The organism is Bradyrhizobium sp. USDA 4473, assembly GCF_054063335.1.
This window is the reverse complement of record NZ_JBSSGE010000001.1, coordinates 2,143,609-2,163,805: the sequence shown is the minus strand read 5'-3', so window position 1 is coordinate 2,163,805 and position 20,197 is coordinate 2,143,609. Positions and strand designations below refer to the sequence as shown.

15 protein-coding genes and 1 pseudogene are annotated in these 20,197 nt (G+C 64.9%); 7 read left to right on the top strand and 9 right to left on the bottom strand.

The genetic code is table 11. The features are described 5' to 3' along the window. The first annotated feature begins 22 nt into the window (after positions 1 to 22). The 3 genes from ACVW17_RS10095 to ACVW17_RS10085 are packed head-to-tail and all read left to right on the top strand — an operon-like array spanning position 23 to position 2,709. Positions 23 to 826: an SURF1 family protein gene (locus tag ACVW17_RS10095; RefSeq protein ID WP_456751743.1), complete on the top strand. Its 804-nt coding sequence runs from the start codon at positions 23 to 25 to the stop codon at positions 824 to 826. Between the two features lie 28 nt (positions 827 to 854). After that, positions 855 to 2,183 carry an ATP-binding protein gene (locus ACVW17_RS10090; RefSeq protein WP_456751742.1) on the top strand — a complete coding sequence of 443 codons (1,329 nt, stop codon included), beginning with the start codon at positions 855 to 857 and terminating at the stop codon, positions 2,181 to 2,183. Then, positions 2,173 to 2,709 carry a response regulator transcription factor gene (locus tag ACVW17_RS10085; protein ID WP_456751741.1) on the top strand — a complete coding sequence of 179 codons (537 nt, stop codon included), beginning with the start codon at positions 2,173 to 2,175 and terminating at the stop codon, positions 2,707 to 2,709. Before ACVW17_RS10090 ends, ACVW17_RS10085 begins: the two co-directional genes overlap by 11 nt. Positions 2,710 to 2,945: 236 nt before the next feature. Here ACVW17_RS10085 and ACVW17_RS10080 read toward each other — a convergent pair whose 3' ends face one another. From ACVW17_RS10080 to ACVW17_RS10050, 7 genes and pseudogenes are all read right to left on the bottom strand, one after another. Continuing rightward, positions 2,946 to 3,161, bottom strand: a complete 216-nt coding sequence (locus ACVW17_RS10080) for a hypothetical protein (protein WP_456797081.1) — start codon at positions 3,159 to 3,161, stop codon at positions 2,946 to 2,948. A gap of 58 nt (positions 3,162 to 3,219) precedes the next feature. Next, complete coding sequence (locus ACVW17_RS10075; RefSeq protein WP_456751739.1) at positions 3,220 to 3,783, bottom strand: hypothetical protein; 564 nt, start codon at positions 3,781 to 3,783, stop codon at positions 3,220 to 3,222. A gap of 148 nt (positions 3,784 to 3,931) precedes the next feature. After that, on the bottom strand, positions 3,932 to 4,945 hold the full coding sequence (locus ACVW17_RS10070; RefSeq protein ID WP_456751738.1) for a CarD family transcriptional regulator: 1,014 nt from the start codon (positions 4,943 to 4,945) through the stop codon (positions 3,932 to 3,934). Positions 4,946 to 5,142: 197 nt separating this feature from the next. Continuing rightward, positions 5,143 to 5,481 carry a ferredoxin FdxA gene (fdxA, locus tag ACVW17_RS10065; protein ID WP_016844914.1) on the bottom strand — a complete coding sequence of 113 codons (339 nt, stop codon included), beginning with the start codon at positions 5,479 to 5,481 and terminating at the stop codon, positions 5,143 to 5,145. A 137-nt stretch (positions 5,482 to 5,618) separates the two neighbouring features. Then, positions 5,619 to 5,903, bottom strand: coding sequence for an RNA-binding S4 domain-containing protein (locus ACVW17_RS10060; protein ID WP_456797080.1), 285 nt, complete (start codon positions 5,901 to 5,903; stop codon positions 5,619 to 5,621). A 9-nt stretch (positions 5,904 to 5,912) separates the two neighbouring features. Then, positions 5,913 to 9,450 (bottom strand): annotated as a pseudogene (locus ACVW17_RS10055) (helicase-related protein). Positions 9,451 to 10,188: 738 nt separating this feature from the next. Continuing rightward, positions 10,189 to 11,019 carry a DUF3108 domain-containing protein gene (locus ACVW17_RS10050; RefSeq protein ID WP_456756389.1) on the bottom strand — a complete coding sequence of 277 codons (831 nt, stop codon included), beginning with the start codon at positions 11,017 to 11,019 and terminating at the stop codon, positions 10,189 to 10,191. A 354-nt stretch (positions 11,020 to 11,373) separates the two neighbouring features. Here ACVW17_RS10050 and rpmB point away from each other — a divergent pair, with 354 nt between their 5' ends. From rpmB to ACVW17_RS10030, 4 genes are all read left to right on the top strand, one after another. Further along, complete coding sequence (gene rpmB, locus ACVW17_RS10045; RefSeq protein WP_050423898.1) at positions 11,374 to 11,682, top strand: 50S ribosomal protein L28; 309 nt, start codon at positions 11,374 to 11,376, stop codon at positions 11,680 to 11,682. Between the two features lie 182 nt (positions 11,683 to 11,864). Further along, positions 11,865 to 12,212 carry a DNA adenine methylase gene (locus ACVW17_RS10040; RefSeq protein ID WP_456797079.1) on the top strand — a complete coding sequence of 116 codons (348 nt, stop codon included), beginning with the start codon at positions 11,865 to 11,867 and terminating at the stop codon, positions 12,210 to 12,212. Between the two features lie 1,155 nt (positions 12,213 to 13,367). After that, positions 13,368 to 13,592: a hypothetical protein gene (locus ACVW17_RS10035; protein WP_456751733.1), complete on the top strand. Its 225-nt coding sequence runs from the start codon at positions 13,368 to 13,370 to the stop codon at positions 13,590 to 13,592. A 287-nt stretch (positions 13,593 to 13,879) separates the two neighbouring features. Next, entirely contained in the window at positions 13,880 to 15,085 is a 1,206-nt protein-coding gene (locus ACVW17_RS10030; RefSeq protein WP_456797078.1) for an ABC transporter substrate-binding protein, read from the top strand. A gap of 384 nt (positions 15,086 to 15,469) precedes the next feature. Here ACVW17_RS10030 and ACVW17_RS10025 read toward each other — a convergent pair whose 3' ends face one another. Further along, entirely contained in the window at positions 15,470 to 16,432 is a 963-nt protein-coding gene (locus ACVW17_RS10025) for an alpha/beta hydrolase (RefSeq protein ID WP_456751731.1), read from the bottom strand. Positions 16,433 to 16,532: 100 nt separating this feature from the next. After that, positions 16,533 to 20,000 (bottom strand): acyl-[ACP]--phospholipid O-acyltransferase, encoded by a 3,468-nt coding sequence (locus tag ACVW17_RS10020; protein ID WP_456751730.1) that lies wholly within the window; start codon positions 19,998 to 20,000, stop codon positions 16,533 to 16,535. Positions 20,001 to 20,197 lie beyond the last annotated feature (197 nt).

Below are 20,197 nucleotides of genomic sequence, written 5' to 3'. Positions count from 1 at the left end.
GCGATCTGCCAGACCACCGCTGGTGCTGCTCACGCTCGGCATGCTGGGCGTGGTGCTGCTGAGCGCGCTCGGCGTCTGGCAGATCGAACGCCGGACCTGGAAGCTGGCGCTGATCGAACGGGTCGAGCAGCGCATGCATGCGGCAGCGGTCGCGCCGCCGCCGCCATCGTCATGGCCCGCGGTCACGGCCGCCAGCGACGAATATCGCCGCGTCACCCTGAGCGGCACGTTCCTCAATGCCGACGAGACGCTGGTGCAGGCCGTGACGGCCGAAGGCCCCGGCTTCTGGGTGCTGACGCCGCTGCAGATGGCCGACGGAACCACGGTGCTGGTCAATCGCGGCTTCGTTCCGCCCGACCGGCGCGATCCCGCCACACGGCGCGACGGCGCCCCGCAGGGCCGGGTCAATCTCACCGGGTTGTTGCGGATTTCGGAGCCGAAGGGCGGTTTCCTGCGCAGCAACGACCCTGCGGCGGGCCGCTGGTATTCGCGCGACGTCGCCGCGATCGCCGCCGCGCACGGATTGTCGCACGTCGCCCCCTATTTCATCGATGCCGATGCGACGCCGAATCCCGGCGGCAGCCCCCTCGGCGGGCTCACGATCGTGCGGTTTCCCAACAACCACCTGATTTACGCGCTGACATGGTTTGCGCTGGCCTTTATGCTGGCGGGCGCGCTCCTGCGCATCGTCGGCAGGAGCCGCGCCGGCGCCTCCGATCCAGGGTGGAGTTCAAGACGCGCCGCCGTGCGCCGCTTGGTCGGCGCAGCCCGCAACCTGTCTCGCGACCCAGGCCCAGATGCTCGAGCGCACATCGGATCCGCATGAGGAAAATGCCGCGACAGGCACGGCTGTGATGCCGTCTGCCGCAGGCGCGGCCACCGGCATCCCGTTCGATCTCGCAAGCCCCGCCGACATCGCCACCAACCGCAAGAACATGGCCCTGCTGGTCCAGCTGCGCTGGATCGCCGTGATTGGCCAGATCGCCACCATCGGCTTCGTCCAGTTCTGGATGGGCATCGCGCTGCCGCTGCTGCCGCTCGCCGCCGTGATCTCCGGGCTCGTCGCGCTCAATGTCGTCAGCCTGCTGTGGCTGCGCTACCGCGCCGACATCAACAACCGCGAGCTTTTGGTCGCGCTGGCGCTCGACGTCGCGGCGCTGACCGCCCTGCTCTATCTCAGCGGCGGCGCGACCAATCCCTTCACCTCACTCTATCTGCTGCAGGTGACGCTCGGCGCGGTGCTGCTCGATGCGCCCTCGACCTGGTCGCTGGTGGCGCTGGTCTGCATGAACTTCGCCTGGCTGACCAGCTACTACCGGCCGCTGGAGCTGCCGCAGCAGGGCTTCGCTGACGCCTTCAACCTGTACATCGCCGGCACCTTCATCGGCCTCGTGCTCGACGCCGTGCTGCTCGTGGTGTTCATGACCCGGATCAACCGCAATCTGCGCGACCGCGACCTGCGCCTCGCGGCGATGCGCCAGCATGCCACCGAGCAGGATCATATCGTCCGGATCGGCCTGTTGGCTTCCGGCGCCGCGCATGAACTCGGCACGCCGCTCGCCTCGCTCTCGGTCATCCTGGGCGACTGGCGCCGGATGCCTGCGCTCGCCTCCGACCCCGAACTGTCGCAGGACCTCGGCGAGATGGAGATCTCGGTGCAGCGCTGCAAGTCGATCGTGACCGGCATCCTGCTCTCAGCCGGCGAAGCCCGCGGCGAAGGCTCCTCGCCGACCACCGTCGCGGCATTCCTGAGCACGCTGGTCGAGGAGTGGCGGACGACACGGCCGTCGGCCACGCTGTATTTCCGCAACGCGTTCGGCACCGATCTTGCGATCGTGTCCGACATCGCGCTCAAGCAGGCGATCTTCAACGTGCTCGACAATGCCGCCGAGGTTTCGCGCGACTGGATCGAGCTGATGGCCGAGCGCAATGCCGATACGCTTGTGCTGTCGGTGAACGATCGCGGTCCGGGCTTCTCGCGCGAGGTGCTTTCACATATCGGCAAGCCGTATCAATCGACCAAGGGCAGCCCCGGCAGCGGCCTCGGCCTGTTCCTGGTCGTCAACGTGGTGCGCAAGCTCGGCGGCGTGGTGGCGGCGCGCAACCGGCCGGACATCGGCGCCACAGTCAGGCTCGAGCTGCCGCTCTCGATGCTTGCGATCGGAGACCACCTTGACGCATGAACGCCAGCTTCTGATCGTCGAGGACGATTCAGGCTTTGCCCGGACCCTGAAGCGCTCGTTCGAGCGCCGCGGCTACGGCGTCGCCGTATCCGCCTCGCTCGACGAGGTCCGTGAGCTACTCGAGCAGCAATCGCCCGGCTATGCCGTCGTCGACCTCAAGCTCGCCGGCGGCGCCTCGGGTCTTGCCTGCGTCGAAGCGCTGCATGCGCATGACCCGGAGATGCTGATCGTGGTGCTGACCGGATTTGCCAGCATCGCCACCGCGGTCGAGGCGATCAAGCTCGGCGCCTGCCACTACCTCGCAAAGCCGTCGAACACCGACGACATCGAGGCCGCATTCCAGAAAGCCGCCGGCAACGCCGCCATCGAGGTCGGTGCGCGGCCGACCTCGATCAAGACGCTCGAATGGGAGCGCATCCACCAGACCCTGATCGAAACCGACTTCAACATCTCCGAAGCCGCCCGCCGCCTCGGCATGCATCGCCGGACATTGGCGCGAAAGCTCGAGAAGCAGCGGGTGAAGTAGCCATAGGCGGAAGCTTCTCACCGTCACCCTGCGGTGCTCGCCCCTTCGGCGAGCCTCGAAGGGCGACGGCCCTACTTCCTCCGCGAGCACCGGGATACATCCGCAGGACGATGCTGGTCGGAATCGTTTACGTAGCGTCGAGCGCCGTGGCCGTTTGCTCCGCTACCGTATGGCGACGCAGCGCTCGTCTTGAGTACAAGTGCCGCAGCAGGAGAGCAGTCAGTGTCACCGAGACGCTACCGGCGGGCCAGAAAGACCCCTAGCAGGAATGCAACGGCAAGTGATTGAAGTGGGGCGGCCTTGGTCGCCTCGCCCAGGTGATGCAGCCACCGGTCTCGTTGCGGCAAAGGTTCAAATACGCTGTGCTCAGCCATCTGACGGATCGCCTCTGACGCCTGCTCGATGCGTTGCTCAGGGCTCGTCGCGAAAGCAATGGAGGTTTCGTCAGTCATCACCATCAACGTTCCTTAATTCCGGACTGTTCCTCCATTCCTTCACCAAGTGACGCGCTCAGTCATTCCCGAAGAATTTCGCGAACGGACGGGGCGGGGAATCATCATCTTCAGATGCCATGATCGGTACGTCACGGCGGTCTACCTGTTCCAGGAGCACCGGAGCTTCACGGCGTTGGCCGCCTTGCTCGATGCGCCGCTGCTGACGTCTCGCCTGCTCGGACGCGATACGCTTCGCCTTGCGTTCAGCATACCGCTTGCGCCGCTCCCGTTCTTCCGCTGCAGGCTTCCTCGCCTCAGCCGCATCCGCCTGCTTCTCGACGGGCGCCTGGACGTCCTTCACCGGCTCTGGCTGCACCTGCGACGGCGGGGGTGGCGCGGCGGCTTCTGCAGCGGCGGCCTCGCGCTGGCTCGCTGGCTGCGGTGCGGGCGCGGCTTCTGCCGTCGATGGCAGCACCACGCGTGCTGGTTCCGCGGCCGCCGGCGAAGAGACGCGCGTCTGGGGACCGGCGGGATCCTTGAGCGCCGAATTTGCCATCAGCAGCCCACCACCGAATCCGGCACCGAGGATGATGAAGGTTGTTCCGACGCCCGCGAAGAAAATGACTGCCTTTGATGCCATGGTCCGCTCTCCTCCAATGGCGAGCGAACGCGCGAAAGGTAGCGGCGTTCCGTTCGGGATAAACCGGCAATGAGGTGGGCGACATTTTGCCAAAAAACAAAAAGCCCGGTCTTGCGACCGGGCTTTGGTTTCAATCCGTCGAACCCTTTCAGGCGGCTTCGTCCTCGACGGCGGTGTCGTCGCCATCGCTGTCGGCATCCTCGCCGTCGGCATCGCCCTCGCCTTCACCCTCGGCTTCCGCCTTGGCGCCGCGGCGCGGGCTCTTGGCGAGCTGGCCTTCGATCTCCTTGATCGCTTCGGTCTCGGTCGAGTGCTGCACCACCGCGATCTCGCGCGACAGCCGGTCGAGCGCCGCTTCATACAGCTGGCGTTCGGAGTAGGACTGCTCGGGCTGCGATTCCGAACGGTAGAGGTCGCGGACCACCTCGGCGATCGCGACGATGTCGCCCGAATTGATCTTCGCTTCGTATTCCTGGGCGCGGCGCGACCACATGGTGCGCTTGACGCGGGCGCGGCCCTTCAGGGTCTCCAGCGCCTTCTTGACCAGCGCCGGCTCCGACAGCTTGCGCATGCCGACATTGGCGACCTTCGCCGTCGGGACGCGCAGCGTCATCTTGTCCTTCATGAAGTTGATCACGAACAGCTCGAGCTTGGCGCCCGCGATCTCCTGCTCCTCGATGGCCAGGATCTGGCCGACGCCGTGAGCGGGATAGACGACGAATTCATTGGCCTTGAAGCCCTGACGCTGGGTCACGACCTTCTTCGGCTCCTCGACGCGCGGTGCGGCGGCCGGCTTGGCGGCAACCTTCGGAGCAGCGGCGGGGGCGGCAGCCTTCGGGGCAGCCGGCTTCGGCGCAGCAGCAGTTTTGGGGGCGACCTTCGCAGCAGCGGGCTTCGCAGCTGCCGCTTTCGCGGCAGTCTTGGCAGTCTTTTCTGGCATCACGCTTCTTTTGTTCTTTGAGGACTTTGCAGCCGCGGCCTTCTTGGCGCCTTTCACAGGCGCCTTGGCACGGCCCTTGGTTGCGCTGCGGGCAACGACAGCGGCTTTCTTCGTCGTCTTTGAAGCACTCTTTTTACGCGTTTTCTGTGACACAGCCTGCGCGCGGAAACTGCCACGCCCCTGTTCGATGTTGCGGGAACCTCGAAGCCACAAGGTACGCATGGCAGGGGGTTCTTGGCCTGTAATGTGTCAGATATAGCACATTTTCCGCAAAAATCAATGGTTTACGCCCGATTCCGGGCATAACAGGGCATCCTCAGGTCATATGTCCGTCATTAGGGTTAAATTGGAGCGCCGCGGCGAGCCAAAGCCCGCCCTTATCGGGGTAATCCGGAAGATTGCTCGCGAACGCCAGCGAATCAGTCGCCGCTGCCCGGATTCGGAGAAAAATATTTCTCGAACTTGCCTTCCTTGCCTTCCCACTCCTTGGCGTCCTCGGGCGAGTCCTTCTTCTGGGTGATGTTCGGCCAGCTCTTGGCGTAGTCGCGGTTGACCTCGAGCCACTTCTCCAGCCCCGGCTCGGTGTCCGGCTTGATGGCGTCAGCCGGGCATTCCGGCTCGCACACGCCGCAATCGATGCATTCGTCGGGATGGATGACCAGCATGTTCTCGCCCTCGTAGAAGCAATCGACGGGGCAGACCTCGACGCAGTCGGTATATTTGCACTTGATGCAGGCTTCAGTGACGACGTAGGTCATCCAAAACTCCGGAACGATCGATTTTTCTGGGGTTGCGTAGCGCAGGAATACCGGGGCCGCAAGGGAAGCCGCCCCCGAAAAACGCCAGTATTCTCACGTAACTGCCCGCCCAAATCGGAATAGCAAGCGCTAGATAACTACTCCTTACCGGCTTGCAAATTGCCGGCCTGCAAATCCTCATACAGCGCCCGCGCTGAAGTCGCATCGCCGCGCCGCTCGGCGAAGGCGATCACCTTCAGCACGCGGACGCTGTTGTCGAGCGCGACGGTGACGACATCGCCCGCCTTCACCGCATGGCCCGGCGATTTCTCGCGCGTGCCGTTGATGCGGACATGCCCTGATGCGACGAGTTCAGCCGCGCTGGTGCGGGCCTTCACCAGGCGCGCGTGCCACAGCCATTTGTCGAGGCGCTGTCTGTCCAATTGGCTGGATTATTCCTTCCGGCCGGCGAGCTGCTCTTTCAGCGCAGCGAGCTTTGCGAATGGCGAATTCGGATCGATCGGCCGGTCGCGCTCGCGCGGCGCGCTCGAGGCGTAAGGCCGATGCGACGGGCCGCCCTCGCGCTTGTCGCGACCGCCCTTGTCACGGCCGAAATCGCGGCCGCCGCGGTCACGATCGCCGCGTTCGCCCTTGCGATCGCCGCCACCGAACTTGTTGTCGCGGCGCCGCTCATTGTCGCGATCGCGCCCCTTACCTTCGAAGCGCTCGCGGCGCGGGCCCTTGTCGTCTTTGTTGTCGCGGGCCTGCGCGCCCTCAGTGGGTGCGGCCGACGGATCCGCCGGCGCGCCGGGGCGCGGCGTGCGGAAATCCTGGTGACGGCGTGGACGACGATGCTGCTCGCGCTTGGCCTCGCCCTCGCTGCCGCCTTCCGCGGCCTGCGCGCCCTCGGCGGGCTTGCCCTGATGGCGGCCGCGGTTGCGATCGTGGCCACGATGATGCGGACGGCGCTCGTCGGAGCGGCCACCGGGACGCCAGACTTCGATCAGCTGCGGCTCGGCCGGCGTCTCCGCGGCGGCGGCAGCGGCCGCGGCGCCAGCTTCAGCGGGCGCAGCGTCAACGCTTGCGGTCTCCGCAGGCGCTTCGGCAACAGCTTCTGCCGGCGTGTCTGCCGCGGCTTCCACCGCAGGCGCAGGCTCGGCCGCCGCTTCAGCAGCCGGCGCCTCAGCAGCGGGTTCTTCGACAGCAACGGCGGGCTCTGCGGCGGGCGCATCGACCGGCGCGGCGCGCTCGGCCGCCGCATCCTGATGGGTCTCGACCACGACCGGCGTCGCCTCGCTGGCGGCGACCTCGGCAAAAGCCGACATCGGGCAGCAACGCGGCCGACGGCGCGGGATCGCCGGACACCGGCTGATGATCGACCGCAGCCTCCGCCGCATCGGCGGTGACTTCGGCAGCGGCATCGACCGGCGCGTTCACGGCGGCGTCGGAGGTCGCTTCGACCGGCGGCGTCTCGGCGGCGACCGTCTCGGTGGTCTCGGCCGGCGCAGCCTCGACCGGCTTCGGCGGCAGCGGCGGACGGCGGTCCATGCGATAGCCGAGCGCGCGCAGGATCGAGGCAAAGTCCTCACCGGCAGATCCCGTCAGCGAGGTCATCGCCTGGGTGACGACAAAGCCGCGGCCGTCGAACGCGCCGGCAGGCTTCTCGCCCGGCGAGGTCTCGCGCCAGGCCAGCGCCGGCCGGATCAGATCGGCCAGCCGCTCCAGGATGTCGACGCGCACCGCGCGCTCGCCGCACTGGCGATAGCCGAGCACGCGATAGCCGTCGCGCGGCAAGGTCTTGTCGACCGGGAACGAGGTGCGGCCGCTCGACGCCAGATGCTGCACGTTCGACAGCGCCGCCATGTCGACATTGCTTTGCTTCTCGGCCCACAGCAGCGAGGCCAGCGAGCGCGCCGCGGGCTTCAAGAGTTGCGGGAAATAGATGTGGTAGGCGCCGAACCGCACGCCGTATTTGCGCAAGGCGGCGCGCGACGGCTGGTCGAGATCCTTCATCTCGGCCGCGATCTTGCTGCGCTCGAGCACGCCGAGCGCCTCGACCAGCTGGAACGCGATGCCGCGGGCGATGCCCTGCAGATCCTCGGCCTTGGACAGTTCGAACAGCGGGCCGAGCAGCTTTTCGATATGCGTCTTGAGCCAGAGGTCGAGCCGGGTCTGCACCGCTTCGCGCGAGGCGCCGGTCAGCCGCTCGTCGGAAATGATGCGCAGGCGCGGATGCAGCGCGTCGTCGGCGGCGACCAGCTTCGCCACCGCATCGCCGGTCCAGCGGATGGTGCCGTCGGAGGTCAGCACGAACTGCTCGTCGGGGGCGGCGCCCAGTTTCTCGGCGCGCGCATCGATCTCGCGCGCCAGCACCTGCTGGGCGGCGGCTTGCAGCGCCTTGGCGTCGCTGCCGGCCTCGGCCGCATCGGGTGCGAAGGTGAAACCATCGAGCCGGCCAATCACGTGGCCTTCCACGATCACTTCACCGGTCTTGCCAATTTCCGTATTCAAAACTGAGTTCTCCCGCAGGCGGCGCATCAATACACTGGTCCGCCTGTCAACGAAACGCTCCGTGAGCCGTTCATGCAGCGCATCGGATAATTTATTTTCGAGGTCGCGCGTGATCCCCTGCCAGTGGTCCGGGTCGTAGAGCCAGTCGGGCCGGTTGGCAACAAAGGTCCAGGTCCTGATTTGCGCGATCCGGCCCGATAGCGTGTCGATATCGCCGTCGGTCCGGTTGGCCTGGTCGACCTGGGCGGCAAACCATGCGTCAGGGATACGCCCCTTTTGCATCAGGAAGCCATACAGCGTGGTCACGAGTTCGGCATGGGCCGCCGGCGACAGCTTTCGGTAGTCCGGAACCTGGCAGGCCTCCCACAGCCGCTCCACCGCCTTGGGCCCATGCGCCCATTCGCGCACCTCGGCGTCGCGTGCGACATGTTCGAGCACCCGCAGATCCTCGGCCACCGGGGCCCGCGTCAGTGCCTCATGATTAGGCGTCAGCGCCAGCGACACCTGCAACGCGCCGAGCGAGGAGAAATCCAGCCTGGCGTTGCGCCATTGCAGCATCTTGACGCTGTCGAAGGTGTGGTTCTGCAGCGCGTTGACGAGCTCCGGCTCGAACGGCGCGCAGCGTCCCGTCGTCCCAAATGTGCCGTTGCGCGTGGCGCGCCCGGCGCGGCCGGCGATCTGCGCGAACTCGGCCGGCGTCAGGCGGCGGAATTGATAGCCGTCATATTTGCGGTCGGAGGCGAAGGCGACGTGATCGACGTCGAGATTGAGCCCCATGCCGACCGCGTCGGTCGCGACGAGATAATCGACATCGCCGTTCTGGAACATCGCGACCTGCGCATTGCGCGTGCGTGGGCTAAGCGAGCCCAGCACCACGGCCGCGCCGCCGTGCTGGCGGCGGATCAACTCGGCGATCGCGTAGACTTCATCGGCCGAGAACGCGACGATCGCGGTGCGGCGCGGCTGCCGCGTGATCTTGCGGTCGCCGGCGAATTCGAGCTGCGACAATCTGGGCCGCGTGATAATCGAGGCGCCCGGCAGCAGCCGCTCGATCATCGGCCGCATCGTCGCAGCGCCCAGCAGCAGCGTCTCGTCGCGGCCGCGGCGGTTGAGGATGCGATCGGTGAAGACATGCCCGCGCTCGAGATCGGCCGCGATCTGGATCTCGTCGACCGCAAGAAACGAGACGTCGAGATCGCGCGGCATCGCTTCCACGGTCGAGACCCAGAAGCGCGGCGCCTTCGGCTTGATCTTCTCCTCGCCGGTGATCAGCGCGACGTTGTCGACGCCGGCGCGATCGACGATCTTGTTGTAGACCTCGCGCGCCAAGAGCCGCAGCGGCAGCCCGATCAGGCCCGACGAATGCGCCAGCATGCGCTCGATCGCCAGATGCGTCTTGCCGGTGTTGGTCGGCCCCAGCACCGCAGTGACACCCGCACCGGGCACGCGGTCATTTCCGAACGAAGTTGAGAAAACCATTTTTTGCAGGTGTTTCTTGAAGTCAGGTGTTTCTTGAAGTGTTGGCGAAACGCTCAATCCGTCATCCCGGGAGCTCGTGACGCCTTGGCTTGCTCGGTGTCATCACCCGCGCATGCGGGTGATCCAGTATTCCAGAGACGGTCGTGCTTGAGCCGATAGGCCGCGGCGTACTGGGTCGCCCGGTCCCGTCTTCGCCAAGGCTTCGACGAGGCCATGACTCCCTGGCGCGCCGAAGCTTTAGCGAAGGCGGCAAGCCGGGCGACGACAACGGTGGATGAGGACAAAGCTTCACATCCTCTCAGGGTGACGGTTTGGCAGTGTGTTTCGCACCGGCAGAGTGTTTCGCAAAATCTGTCTCACAATGCGACGCTTGCTGCGCCGCCCTTAAGCTTCGGAACGACTTGAGAACGAATCGCGGCCGAATCGCTGACTCCGTTCCGGGCCTGAAACGTTCACCGCAACATCTCGGGTAGACCCCACGGCGGCGGCACTAGATCAAGTTTGAACGGGCTCCACAAGCAGGGGATATGCGGACTGAATTCCTTAAATTCCAGAGGCGACCGAGTCGAATCAGAAGCGGGCAAGAGTCAACTAGATTCAGTCAACTGGATTCCGGTGACGTTTGTTGCACGCCGTGCGCTGCGTAGCCCGGATGGAGCAAAGCGCAATCCGGGACTCTGCGTCCGCGGCGAAAGACCCCGGATTTCGCTTCGCTCCATCCGGGCTACAAAAAGCAGGCTACTGCGTCTTCGCCACGCGCGGCGGCGCGGCTGTGGTGACGAACGAGGTCGCTTCCAGCATGGCCTGGCCGAGCGGGGTCGGGATCGTCATGCGGAACGGCACCAGCAGGCGGGTGCCGGCGATCGGCACGAAGGCGATTTCGATGTTGCGCTGGGCGGCGAGGTATTTGATCACGGGGCGATCCGGGATGTAGCCCGAGATCGGCACGAAATAGAGCGCGCAGACCAGCGCCGGACCGTGATAGCCGCGTTCGGCCTTGACGATCTCGACCCGCTTGAAATCGAGCTTGAGGTCGTAGCGCATGCGGCCGTCGAACACGCCGGCGCCGGTGCGGCAGACATCCGGGCTCATCAATTCGGCGTTGCCGGGCGCGCGCAGGAACGCGCCGGTCATCGGATCGAACACGTTCTTCTTCTGCGCCTCGGTCACCGGCAGGCGGTCGGCATCAACTGGCGGCTCCGGCTCGATCGTGGATTCCTTGATGCCGCCACCCGCAAGCACCATCCGGATCGTCTCGGATTTCTTCGAGGTGGTGGTGGTCGCGGTGTAGGACGAGGCCGCCAGCGTCCCGTTGACGACCCGGCCCTGCGAGGCGCCCGAGCCGCTGCCGCCGGAAAATGCCTTCAGAAGCCCCGCGGTGCCGCCCTGGGCGGTGGCGGAGAAGGTGTCGTCGCCGATTTCGATGGTCCAGGAGCCCTTGCCGACCGGGATACCGGCAAGCGTCGCCTCATACTGCGCGTCGAGCCGACCCTGCGCGCTGGCGCGCTCGGCACAAAACAGCAAAAGGGCACCGGCGCACAGGCCGAGGAGCCGGCCGAGCGGGGGCAAAATGGCAATGGCGGTCGTCACTTAACCTACCTGACGGTCCTGCTATCGGCGCTTGGTCCGTTGTCCATTTCTCAAAGCACATCGGCCGGACAACATGCGCGTCTCTTATGGAACCAAGACTTGCAGCCGAATACGCCCTTTATATGGTTGCCATTTCAGCCGTTAAGTGGCTGGAACGGCTTATGAACCGGCATTCCCGGATACCGCCATGCGGCGATATAATCTTGACGCTCGGGTGATCCGCCTCTATACACCCGCGGTTCCTGGAAAATGGACGCGAATTCAAAACCCCCGCGCGGGCCGTGCGATTGCACGCCTGGCAGAGCGGCGGGGATGCAATAAGGATTTTGTAAGATGTCCCGGCGCTGCGAACTGACGGCCAAGGGCCCCCAGACGGGCCACAAGGTGAGCCACTCCAACATCAAGACCAAGCGGCGCTTCCTGCCGAACCTGGCCAACGTGACCTTCATCTCGGATGCGCTCGGCCGCAACGTGCGCCTGCGCGTCTCGACCAATGCGCTGAAGAGCGTCGACCACAATGGCGGCCTCGATGCCTACCTGCTCAAGGCCAAGGCCGACGTGCTCTCGCCCCGCGCCCTCGAGCTGAAGCGCGCGATCGAGAAGAAGGTCGGCAAGCCGGCCCCGGTGAAGAAGGCGAGCTGAGCGAGACTGCGAGAGCGGAATTCGCGGGAAGAGTTTTGAACGGCCGGGTCGATGACCCGGCCGTTTTTGTTTTGAGATGCGCCGAAATCCAAATACAATTGGGGGTAGTCTGGAGGTCTACTTGCTAGCGAGCGTCATTTCATAGATTCTATGATATTCTGTTCAGCCCCATTGAGACGTCTTTGCAAAAAATCTCGAGCCAACATCCCGAAAGCAGCGTTGAACTACTCCCTCTGCTTCGCTGGGCGGGAAGCAAGAAGCGGCAGTACGAGCATCTGAAGCGATACTTTCCTAAGCACTTCAACGCGTACATTGAGCCATTTGCCGGCTCAGCCGCATTCTTCTTTCGGCTAAGACCAAGTGTCGCGCATCTAAACGACATCAACGAAAACGTTGTCCGATTCTATCAGGACTGTCGCAAATCGCCTTCTGAATTTTACGAGCAGTTCGCAAAGATACCGCGAAGCCGACGACGATATTACACGCTAATCCGAAGTCCTGATTTTCAACTACGATGCCATCTAACCTAGACATCCTCGTAATTAGTGATCTTCATGCTCACGATGGTGATCCCTCGAAGAGTTCGTCTCCTTCATATTTTTCGTACAATGCTCTCCACTCCGGCGCTGAGATCAATCCCCTCGTGTCAATTCCATCGGTTGTCCGCGACGCAGGATTGAGGGCAGACTGGGTTGTTTCTCCCGGGGACTTGGGTGACAGGGCAAGCCCACCAGCTCAAACTGCTGCTTGGCAAGAGCTTACCAGGATACAAGGGCCGACTCAAATGAGAGTGCGGTTGCACTGGCGGATCGATCACCCGTTTCTTACGCTTCAAATCTTACGCTTCAAAAATCTAGTTTGTTTATTAGTTTCAGTTCGATACAGCCCGAGCGGTCTTGTATTTCCCGCACTCAGCGTCCAAGCAGCGCGTCCCGCCTCCTCTGAGAGCGCGTATCGCGATCTTCACGGACGTTGGGTGCGGCATGCGATGGAGGCGAGGAGTGCGTGAGACGAGCGTGGCAGATCGCGGACGGTGAAACCGTGTGGCCCTGACGCCCTGGTGACAGGTGTTTCGCGCGGGGCGCGCAAGCGTCTTGCGAAGGCGGCGATAAGCAAGTCCAGTCTCGCCGCGGAGAACAGCGAGGTGAATTCTTCTTTGCGCGATTGCGCGTGAAGTAAAATCATCCATCGCGTCCCATAAGGAGAGATGTATTTCTTCGTCGCTTCGCGCCTCGCAATACCACGTCCCCGGAGGCTGCAGCGAGCTCGCTGACAGCTGCCGCCAATGACAGCGATGTCATCGCTCGCCACAGCGCGAATCTCTGCCGATGAATTGTTCGTGCGTGAAGAAACGCTTAACGCGCGCGTCTTAACCAAGGTAGAAACCCTATAAATAAAGGCAAAAGCAGCTTGTCGCGCGCGGGCTAATCACAACATCACTCGCATCATCACGAGCGCATGAGGCGCATGCAAAACGCCATGATCTCTTCCGGATGTTAGTGTGCAAACAAGCGCGCCCGACGCGTTTCCGATTCGCTTGTGGCCGACGCCGCATCGTCTCGAAAAGCCGCGAGGGACATCACGGCGGGTACAACTGATTGTGAGGCCTGTGCGCCGCACTCTTGGGAAGAAGCCTGGCCGTTCTTATGTCACGTCCAAAGCGACCCCGATAAAGGAATTGATCAATGCAAGTTCGCGCAGCCGATCCGCGCGGAAGACTGGTGCCCGCGATCGCAACCGCCGCCGTGGCGGTGCTCGCAACGGCCGCCCTCGTCGTCCTCGAATTTCACCCGCCCAGGAACGTGCGAACGGGTGAGCCCGGGATGATCACCTCCGCCGCCGCCAGCCGCGCCGGCGCCACTGTGCTGCCGACCGATCCGGTGACCACCGGCAGCGTGCGGTATCGCTGAGGGCGCCGCTATCTCATCATTGTCGTCCCGGCCGAGTGCGCAATTGCGCACGGGGGCCGGGACCCATTACCCCGGCTGGTAATTGGTTAGAAGGCTGGGACAACATTCCATCTAACGGCAAATATTAGTGGTTATGGGTCCCTGCTTTCGCAGGGACGACAGCGGTAGTTTTGCCGCCCGCCGCATTTTCGCATCCCTGCCTTGGCGTCTCGCCGCAAGCCTGCCTCCCCTGGCCTCGCGTAAGCTTAGCCCGCGCGAACAACAAAAAACGCACAGGGAGGCTCACGATGATCTGGAAGGCCATCACGGCAGCGGCAGCGCTTGCGCTCGCAACGCAGCTGCATGCCGCCGAGAAGAAGTACGGCACCGGCGCCAGCGACACCGAGATCAAGCTCGGGCAGACCTCGCCCTTCTCGGGCGCGGCGTCGGCCTACAGCGTGATCGCGAAGACGCAAGGAGCCTACTTCAGGATGATCAACGACCAGGGCGGCGTGAACGGGCGCAAGATCAACCTGATCACGCTCGACGACGGCTACTCGCCGCCGAAGACGGTGGAGCAGACCCGCAAGCTGGTGGAGCAGGAGGAGGTCGCCGCGATCCTCAATCCGCTGGGCACGCCGACCGGGCTTGCCGTGCGCAAATATCTCAACGACAAGAAGGTGCCGCAGCTGTTCGTCGGCGCCGGCGCCACGCTGTGGGGCGACTATGCGCATTATCCGTGGTCGATCGGCTTCCAGCCGTCGTACCAGGCCGAGACCGCGGTCTACGCCAAATATGTGCTGACGCAAAAGCCGGACGCGAAGATCGCGCTGTTCTACCAGAACGACGACGCCGGCAAGGATTACGGCAACGGCTTCAAGAAGGGGCTGGGCCCGGAGAACACCGCGAAGATGGTGGTGGCGGAGACGACCTATGAATCGACCGATCCGACGGTCGACAGCCAGATCGTGAAGCTGAAGGCCTCCGGCGCCAACGTGCTGTTCATGCACGCGATCCCGAAGCAAGCGGCGCAGGCGATCAAGAAGATCGGCGAGATCGGCTGGAAGCCGGACCTGTTCTTCCTCGCGGCGACCTCGACCTCGGTCTCCTCGGTGCTGAAGCCGGCCGGCTTCGACTACTCCAGGGACATCATCTCGTCCTATTCGCTGAAGGATCCGAACGATCCGCAGTGGAAAGACGATCCGGACGTGATCGCCTGGCAGGACTTCATGAAGAAATATTTCCCGGACGGCAATCTGCAGGACCAGCTGATCGTCTACGGCTATGTGGTGGCGGAGGCCACCGTGCAGGTGCTCAAGCAATGCGGCGACGACCTCACCCATGAGAACATCATGAAGCAGGCCGCCAACCTCGACATCGCGCTGCCGATGTTCCTGCCCGGCATCAAGGTGAAGACCTCGCCGACCGACTATTTCCCGGTGGAAGCGATGCGGCTGCAGAAATTCAACGGCGAAACCTGGCAGCTGTTCGGCGAGACGATCGGGAATGATTGAGGGGGTTGAGAGGGATGTGTTGAGGGGCAAGTTGTCGGACGCGCCCCATCCACATCGTCGTCCCCGCGAAGGCCGGGACCCATTGCCACCGCAGCCCGTTGTTGCAGCGGGCTGCGGCCCCAGCATCGCGCCAAACATTCATTTGTGGTTATGGGTCCCGGCCTTCGCCGGGACGACGGAGGTTAGACTTGCCGTCAACAACGGCGAAATGACTCGCCCTTGGGGCGCGCACACACGCATTCCAGATTTCGGAATATTGGAAATGTACCCTTGAGTTGCCCGACGCGTCAAGCCGCCTGGTCGAAGGTCCCCGGCTACCGCCGGGCTCCTTTGCATGGGGTTGTTTTCGCTGTTTTGGTATCGGCCCCCTCCGCGGGGCGGGAGTTACACCCCCCGCTCCAACAACACCCTGAAATCCGCCCGCGCCCGCTGCGCCTCGGCGCGGGCGGCGTCCGACGCGTCGCCGAGGCCGAAATAGCCGTGAATGAGCCCCTCGCCGGTGTGATACGCGACCGGCACCCCGGCCGCCTGCAACGCCCTGGCATAGGCGTGGCCCTCGTCGCGCAGCGGGTCGAACCAGGCGGTGGTGACCACCGCCGGCGCCACGCCGGCGAAGCTCGTCGCGCGCAGCGGCGAGACGCGCCAGTCGGCGGCATCGGCCTTGTCCGCGAGGTAATGCCCCGCGAACCATTGCATCGTCGCGCGGGTCAGGAAGTAGCCTTCCGCATTCTCATCGCGCGACGGGAATTTGGCGTTCTCGCCCGCGTCGGCATAGTGGCCGACCACGTCGGTGACGGGATAGACCAGCAATTGCCCGGCGAGCCTGATGCCGGCGTCGCGGCACGCCAGCGCCGTGGTCGCGGCGAGGTTGCCGCCCGCGGAATCGCCGGCGACGCCGATGCGGGCGAGATCGCCGCCGAACTCACTGAGCCGCGCGATCACGTCGCGGATCGCGGCGAACGCATCCTCGAATGCGCCGGGAAAGCGCGTCTCCGGCGGGCGGCGGTAATCGACCGAGATCACGACCGCGCCGGTCTCGATCACGAGGTTGCGGGCCTGCCGGTCATGGGTCTCGAGATCGCCGGCGACCCAGCCGCCGCCGTGGAAGAAGATCACGGTCGGCGCGGTGCCGCTGCCGTTCCGATAGAGCCGCGCGCCGAGCTTGCCGGCGGCGCCCTGCACTTCGATATCCCTGAAAACATCGACCGGCGGCGGCGGCACCGCCTTGCGCGCCTCGGCCAGCGCGCGCAGCTGCTCGCGGCAGCTCTGCGGCGTCATGGTCGCGGGATCGCGCAGCGGCAGCAGCGGGATGATTTGTTCGATGACGGGGTCGAGGGGAAGAACCATGGCTGTGCTTTCTCGGGAGCAGTTGCCGTCCATCTGACAACATGCGCCCGGAAAGCACAACCATCATGCCGAGGCTCAAGCCAAAACTCAGGCCGAAGGCTCAAGCGACGTGTTGCTGACGCGCCTCCGGCTCGGCCTCGGCCGCGTCGGTCGTCTCATCCGCCTGCGGCGCCGGCACGGGCGCAGCGGCCGCAAGTTCCTTGGCCAAAGCAGTGGCGCCGACATAGTCGGTCTTGCCGGTGCCGAGCAGCGGCACCTTGTCGACGACGCGGATGTCGGCCGGCACCGCGAGCTCGGAGGCACCGGTGCTCTTGGCCTGGCGCTGCATCGCGGATCGGTCGGCGTCCTTTTGCGTGGTGAGCAGCACGATGCGCTCGCCCTTGCGCTGATCGGGCAGCGTGACCGCGACCGACATCGCCTGCGGCCACAGCGCGGTCGCCATCGCCTCGACCGCCGACAGCGAAACCATCTCGCCGGCGATCTTGGCGAAGCGCTTGGCGCGGCCCTTGATCGCGATGAAGCCCTGCGCGTCGACCGTGACGATGTCGCCGGTGTCGTGCCAGCCCTCGGGCAGCGGCTCCAGCACGCCGGGATTCTCGGCGCGGAGATAGCCGATCATCACGTTCGGGCCCTTCACCGACAGCCGGCCGCCCTCCGCGATGCCGGGAACCGGATCGAGGCGGTACTGCATCAAGGGCGAAATCCGGCCGACGGTGCCCTGGCGGTTGGCCATCGGCGTGTTCATCGCCAGCACCGGTGCGGTCTCGGTGACGCCGTAGCCCTCGAGGATGCGGATGCCGTAGCGCTCCATGTAGATCTGCCGCGTGCGCTCCTTCACCGCTTCCGCGCCGGCGATCACCAGCCGCAGCGTGCGGAAATCATAGGCATGCGCCGAGCGGGCGTAGCCGGTGAGGAAGGTGTCGGTGCCGAACAGGATGGTGGCGCCGGTCTGGTAGATCAGCTCGGGCACGATCCGGTAATGCAGCGGCGACGGATACATGAAGATCGGGATGCCGCCGAGGATCGGCATCATCATGCCGCCCGTGAGACCAAACGAGTGGAACACCGGCAGGACGTTGAACACCTTGTCGTTGGCGTTGGCATCGACCCGCGCCAGCGCCTGCGCCGCGTTGGCGAGGATGTTGCGGTGGGACAGCACGACGCCCTTCGGCGTGCCTTCCGAACCCGAGGTGAACAGGATGACCGCGGGATCGCTGGCATTGCGGGCGACGCGGGGCGCGATGCCGGCGCGGAAGCCCGCGATCTTGTCGGTGAGGCTGATGCCGCCGCGCACGTCTTCGAGATAGATCACGCGGGCCTGGCCGGCCATCGCCGCGATCAACTTGTCGAGCTTGCCCTTCTCGATGAAGGCCTGCGAGGTCAGCACGGTCTTCACCTGCGCCGCCTTCATCGCGGCCAGCACGTTGACCGGGCCGGCCGAGAAGTTGAGCATCGCGGGCACCCGGCCGATGGTCTGCAGCGCCATGAACACGACGGCGACGCCGGCCGAGTTCGGCAGCAGAACGCCGACATTCTCGCCCACTGAAGTCCCCTGCTCGAGCTTGCGGCTCAAGACCTGCGCGCCGAGGATCAGCTTGCGATAGGTCAGCTTGGTGCCGAGCGCGTCTTCAATGATCGGCTTGCCGGTGTCGCGGTCGCGATAGGCGTGGCCGAGGCCCTCGAACAGCGTCTGGTCGAGCATCGCGTTCTGCACCATGGCGTCGATCATGACGTCCTGAAGTGCGGCGCCGGCGGCGTTGCGGCGCGCCTTGCCTTTCAGCGACTGGTCGACCGGCAGCTTGACCGGCGGCAGGATCGAGATCGTCACCTTGGGAAACCAGGAGCGCTTGATCTCGCCGTTCTTGAGATAGCTGAGATGCGAGCGCTGCGCGCCCTCGATACGGACCGGGACGACGACCGCGTCAGCCTTGTCGGCGATCATCGCGGTGCCGTCATAGACCTTCATCAGCGAGCCCGAAACCGTGATGCGGCCCTCCGGGAAGATCACCACCGGCTCACCGGCGGCAACCAGCTTGATCAGGTCGCGCGCGGCCAGCGGCTTCGACGGATCCATCGTGTAGTGCTTGATCATCTTCAGGAACGGCTTGGCCCACCACGCCTTGGCAATCCCGGTGTCGACCGCGAAGCTCGCGTCGATCGGCAAGGTGGCGTGCAGCAGCGGGCCATCGACCAGGCTGACATGGTTGGGCGCGATCAGCATCCGGGTGCCTGCAGGCGGCAGGTTCTCCATGCCGCGCACCTCGAGCCGGAACATCGCGCGGAACAGCAGCGCGCCGAAATCGCGCACGCCCTCCTTGCCCCACTTGTTCAGCACGAACCAGACGCTGCCGAAGCTCGCGATGCCGAGGCCGAAGAAGATCCAGGCGATCGGCAGTCCGACGGCTTGCAGGGCGCCGACGAACACCGCGCCGGCGACCATGAAGCCGGCCTGCAGGATGTTGCCGGCGGCGATGATGCGGGCGCGCTCGGACGGCGCGGTCCAGGCCTGCACGGCGGCAAACGCCGGCACCACGAACAGGCCGCCGCCGATGGCGAACAGGAAGAAGTCGGCCAGCATGCGGAAGCCACCGAGCGAGGTCGCGAACGCGGCCGCGGTGACGTCCTTGCCGAGCGACGTGGTGGCGATCGCAAGTGCGAGGTCGAGGCCGATCACGCCCATCACGATGGCACCGATCGGCACCAGCGCGATATTCGGGCGGACATGGCTCAGCTGGGCGGCGAACAGCGAGCCGGCGGCAATGCCGATCGCGAACACGGCGAGGCACAGCGTGACCACGCCCTCGGTGCCGCCGACGCCTTCCTTGATCAGAGCGGGCAGCAGCGACAGCACGATCGCGCCGACCATCCAGAACCACGACACGATCACCATGCCGTCCCACAGCCGCGGCTCGGCATAGAGCGACTTCAACAGCCGCACGGTCGAGGTCCAGGGATTCCTGGTGATCGGCAGATCAGGCGCGGACGGCTGCGTGACCGGGATGCGCGAGGCAAATCCCCAGGACAAGATCGACAGGCCCACAACGGCGGCGCAGATCCAGCCCATGTGGCTGGCGCCCGCGACGAACAGGCCACCCGCGATGGTGCCGATCAGGATCGCCATGAAGGTGGCGCCCTCGACCAGCGCGTTGCCAGTGGCGAGTTCGGACACCGACAGCTGGTCGGGCAGTACGGCATATTTCACCGGGCCGAACAGCGCGGCGACGGTGCCGAACAGCACCAGCGCGATGAACAGCAGCGGGATTGAATGCGTGAAAAAGCCGGCCGCGGCAAAGGCGGCGGCGAAGATCTCGAAGAATTTCAGGCGGCGCGCGACGATGGATTTGACATAGCGGTCGGCGAGCTCGCCACCGAGCGCCGACAGCACGAAGAACGGGAAGATGAACACCGCGCCCGCGAGCTGCACCAGCGCCGGTCCCTGCTCGTTGGCGACCCCATACAGCAGCATGATGACCAGCGCGTTCTTCAGCACGTTGTCGTTCAATGCCGAGCAGAACTGCGACCAGAACAGCGGCGCGAAGCGGCGGGACGTCATCAATTCCTTGATCATGACCGGTTCCTTGGGTTAGCGCGCAGGGCGCTGGCAGGTCTGCGAATTCGGGTGGCAGAGAATGCTGAGCGTGGTGAAAATGACGGAGATGCCGCAGCCTTTAGTCTGTTCCGCAACGTATCGGTTCGAATCGGGGCGGATCGGCCGCACCGGAACGCCGGGACAATGCCCGGCAGAAATGTACGAGACCTTATCCA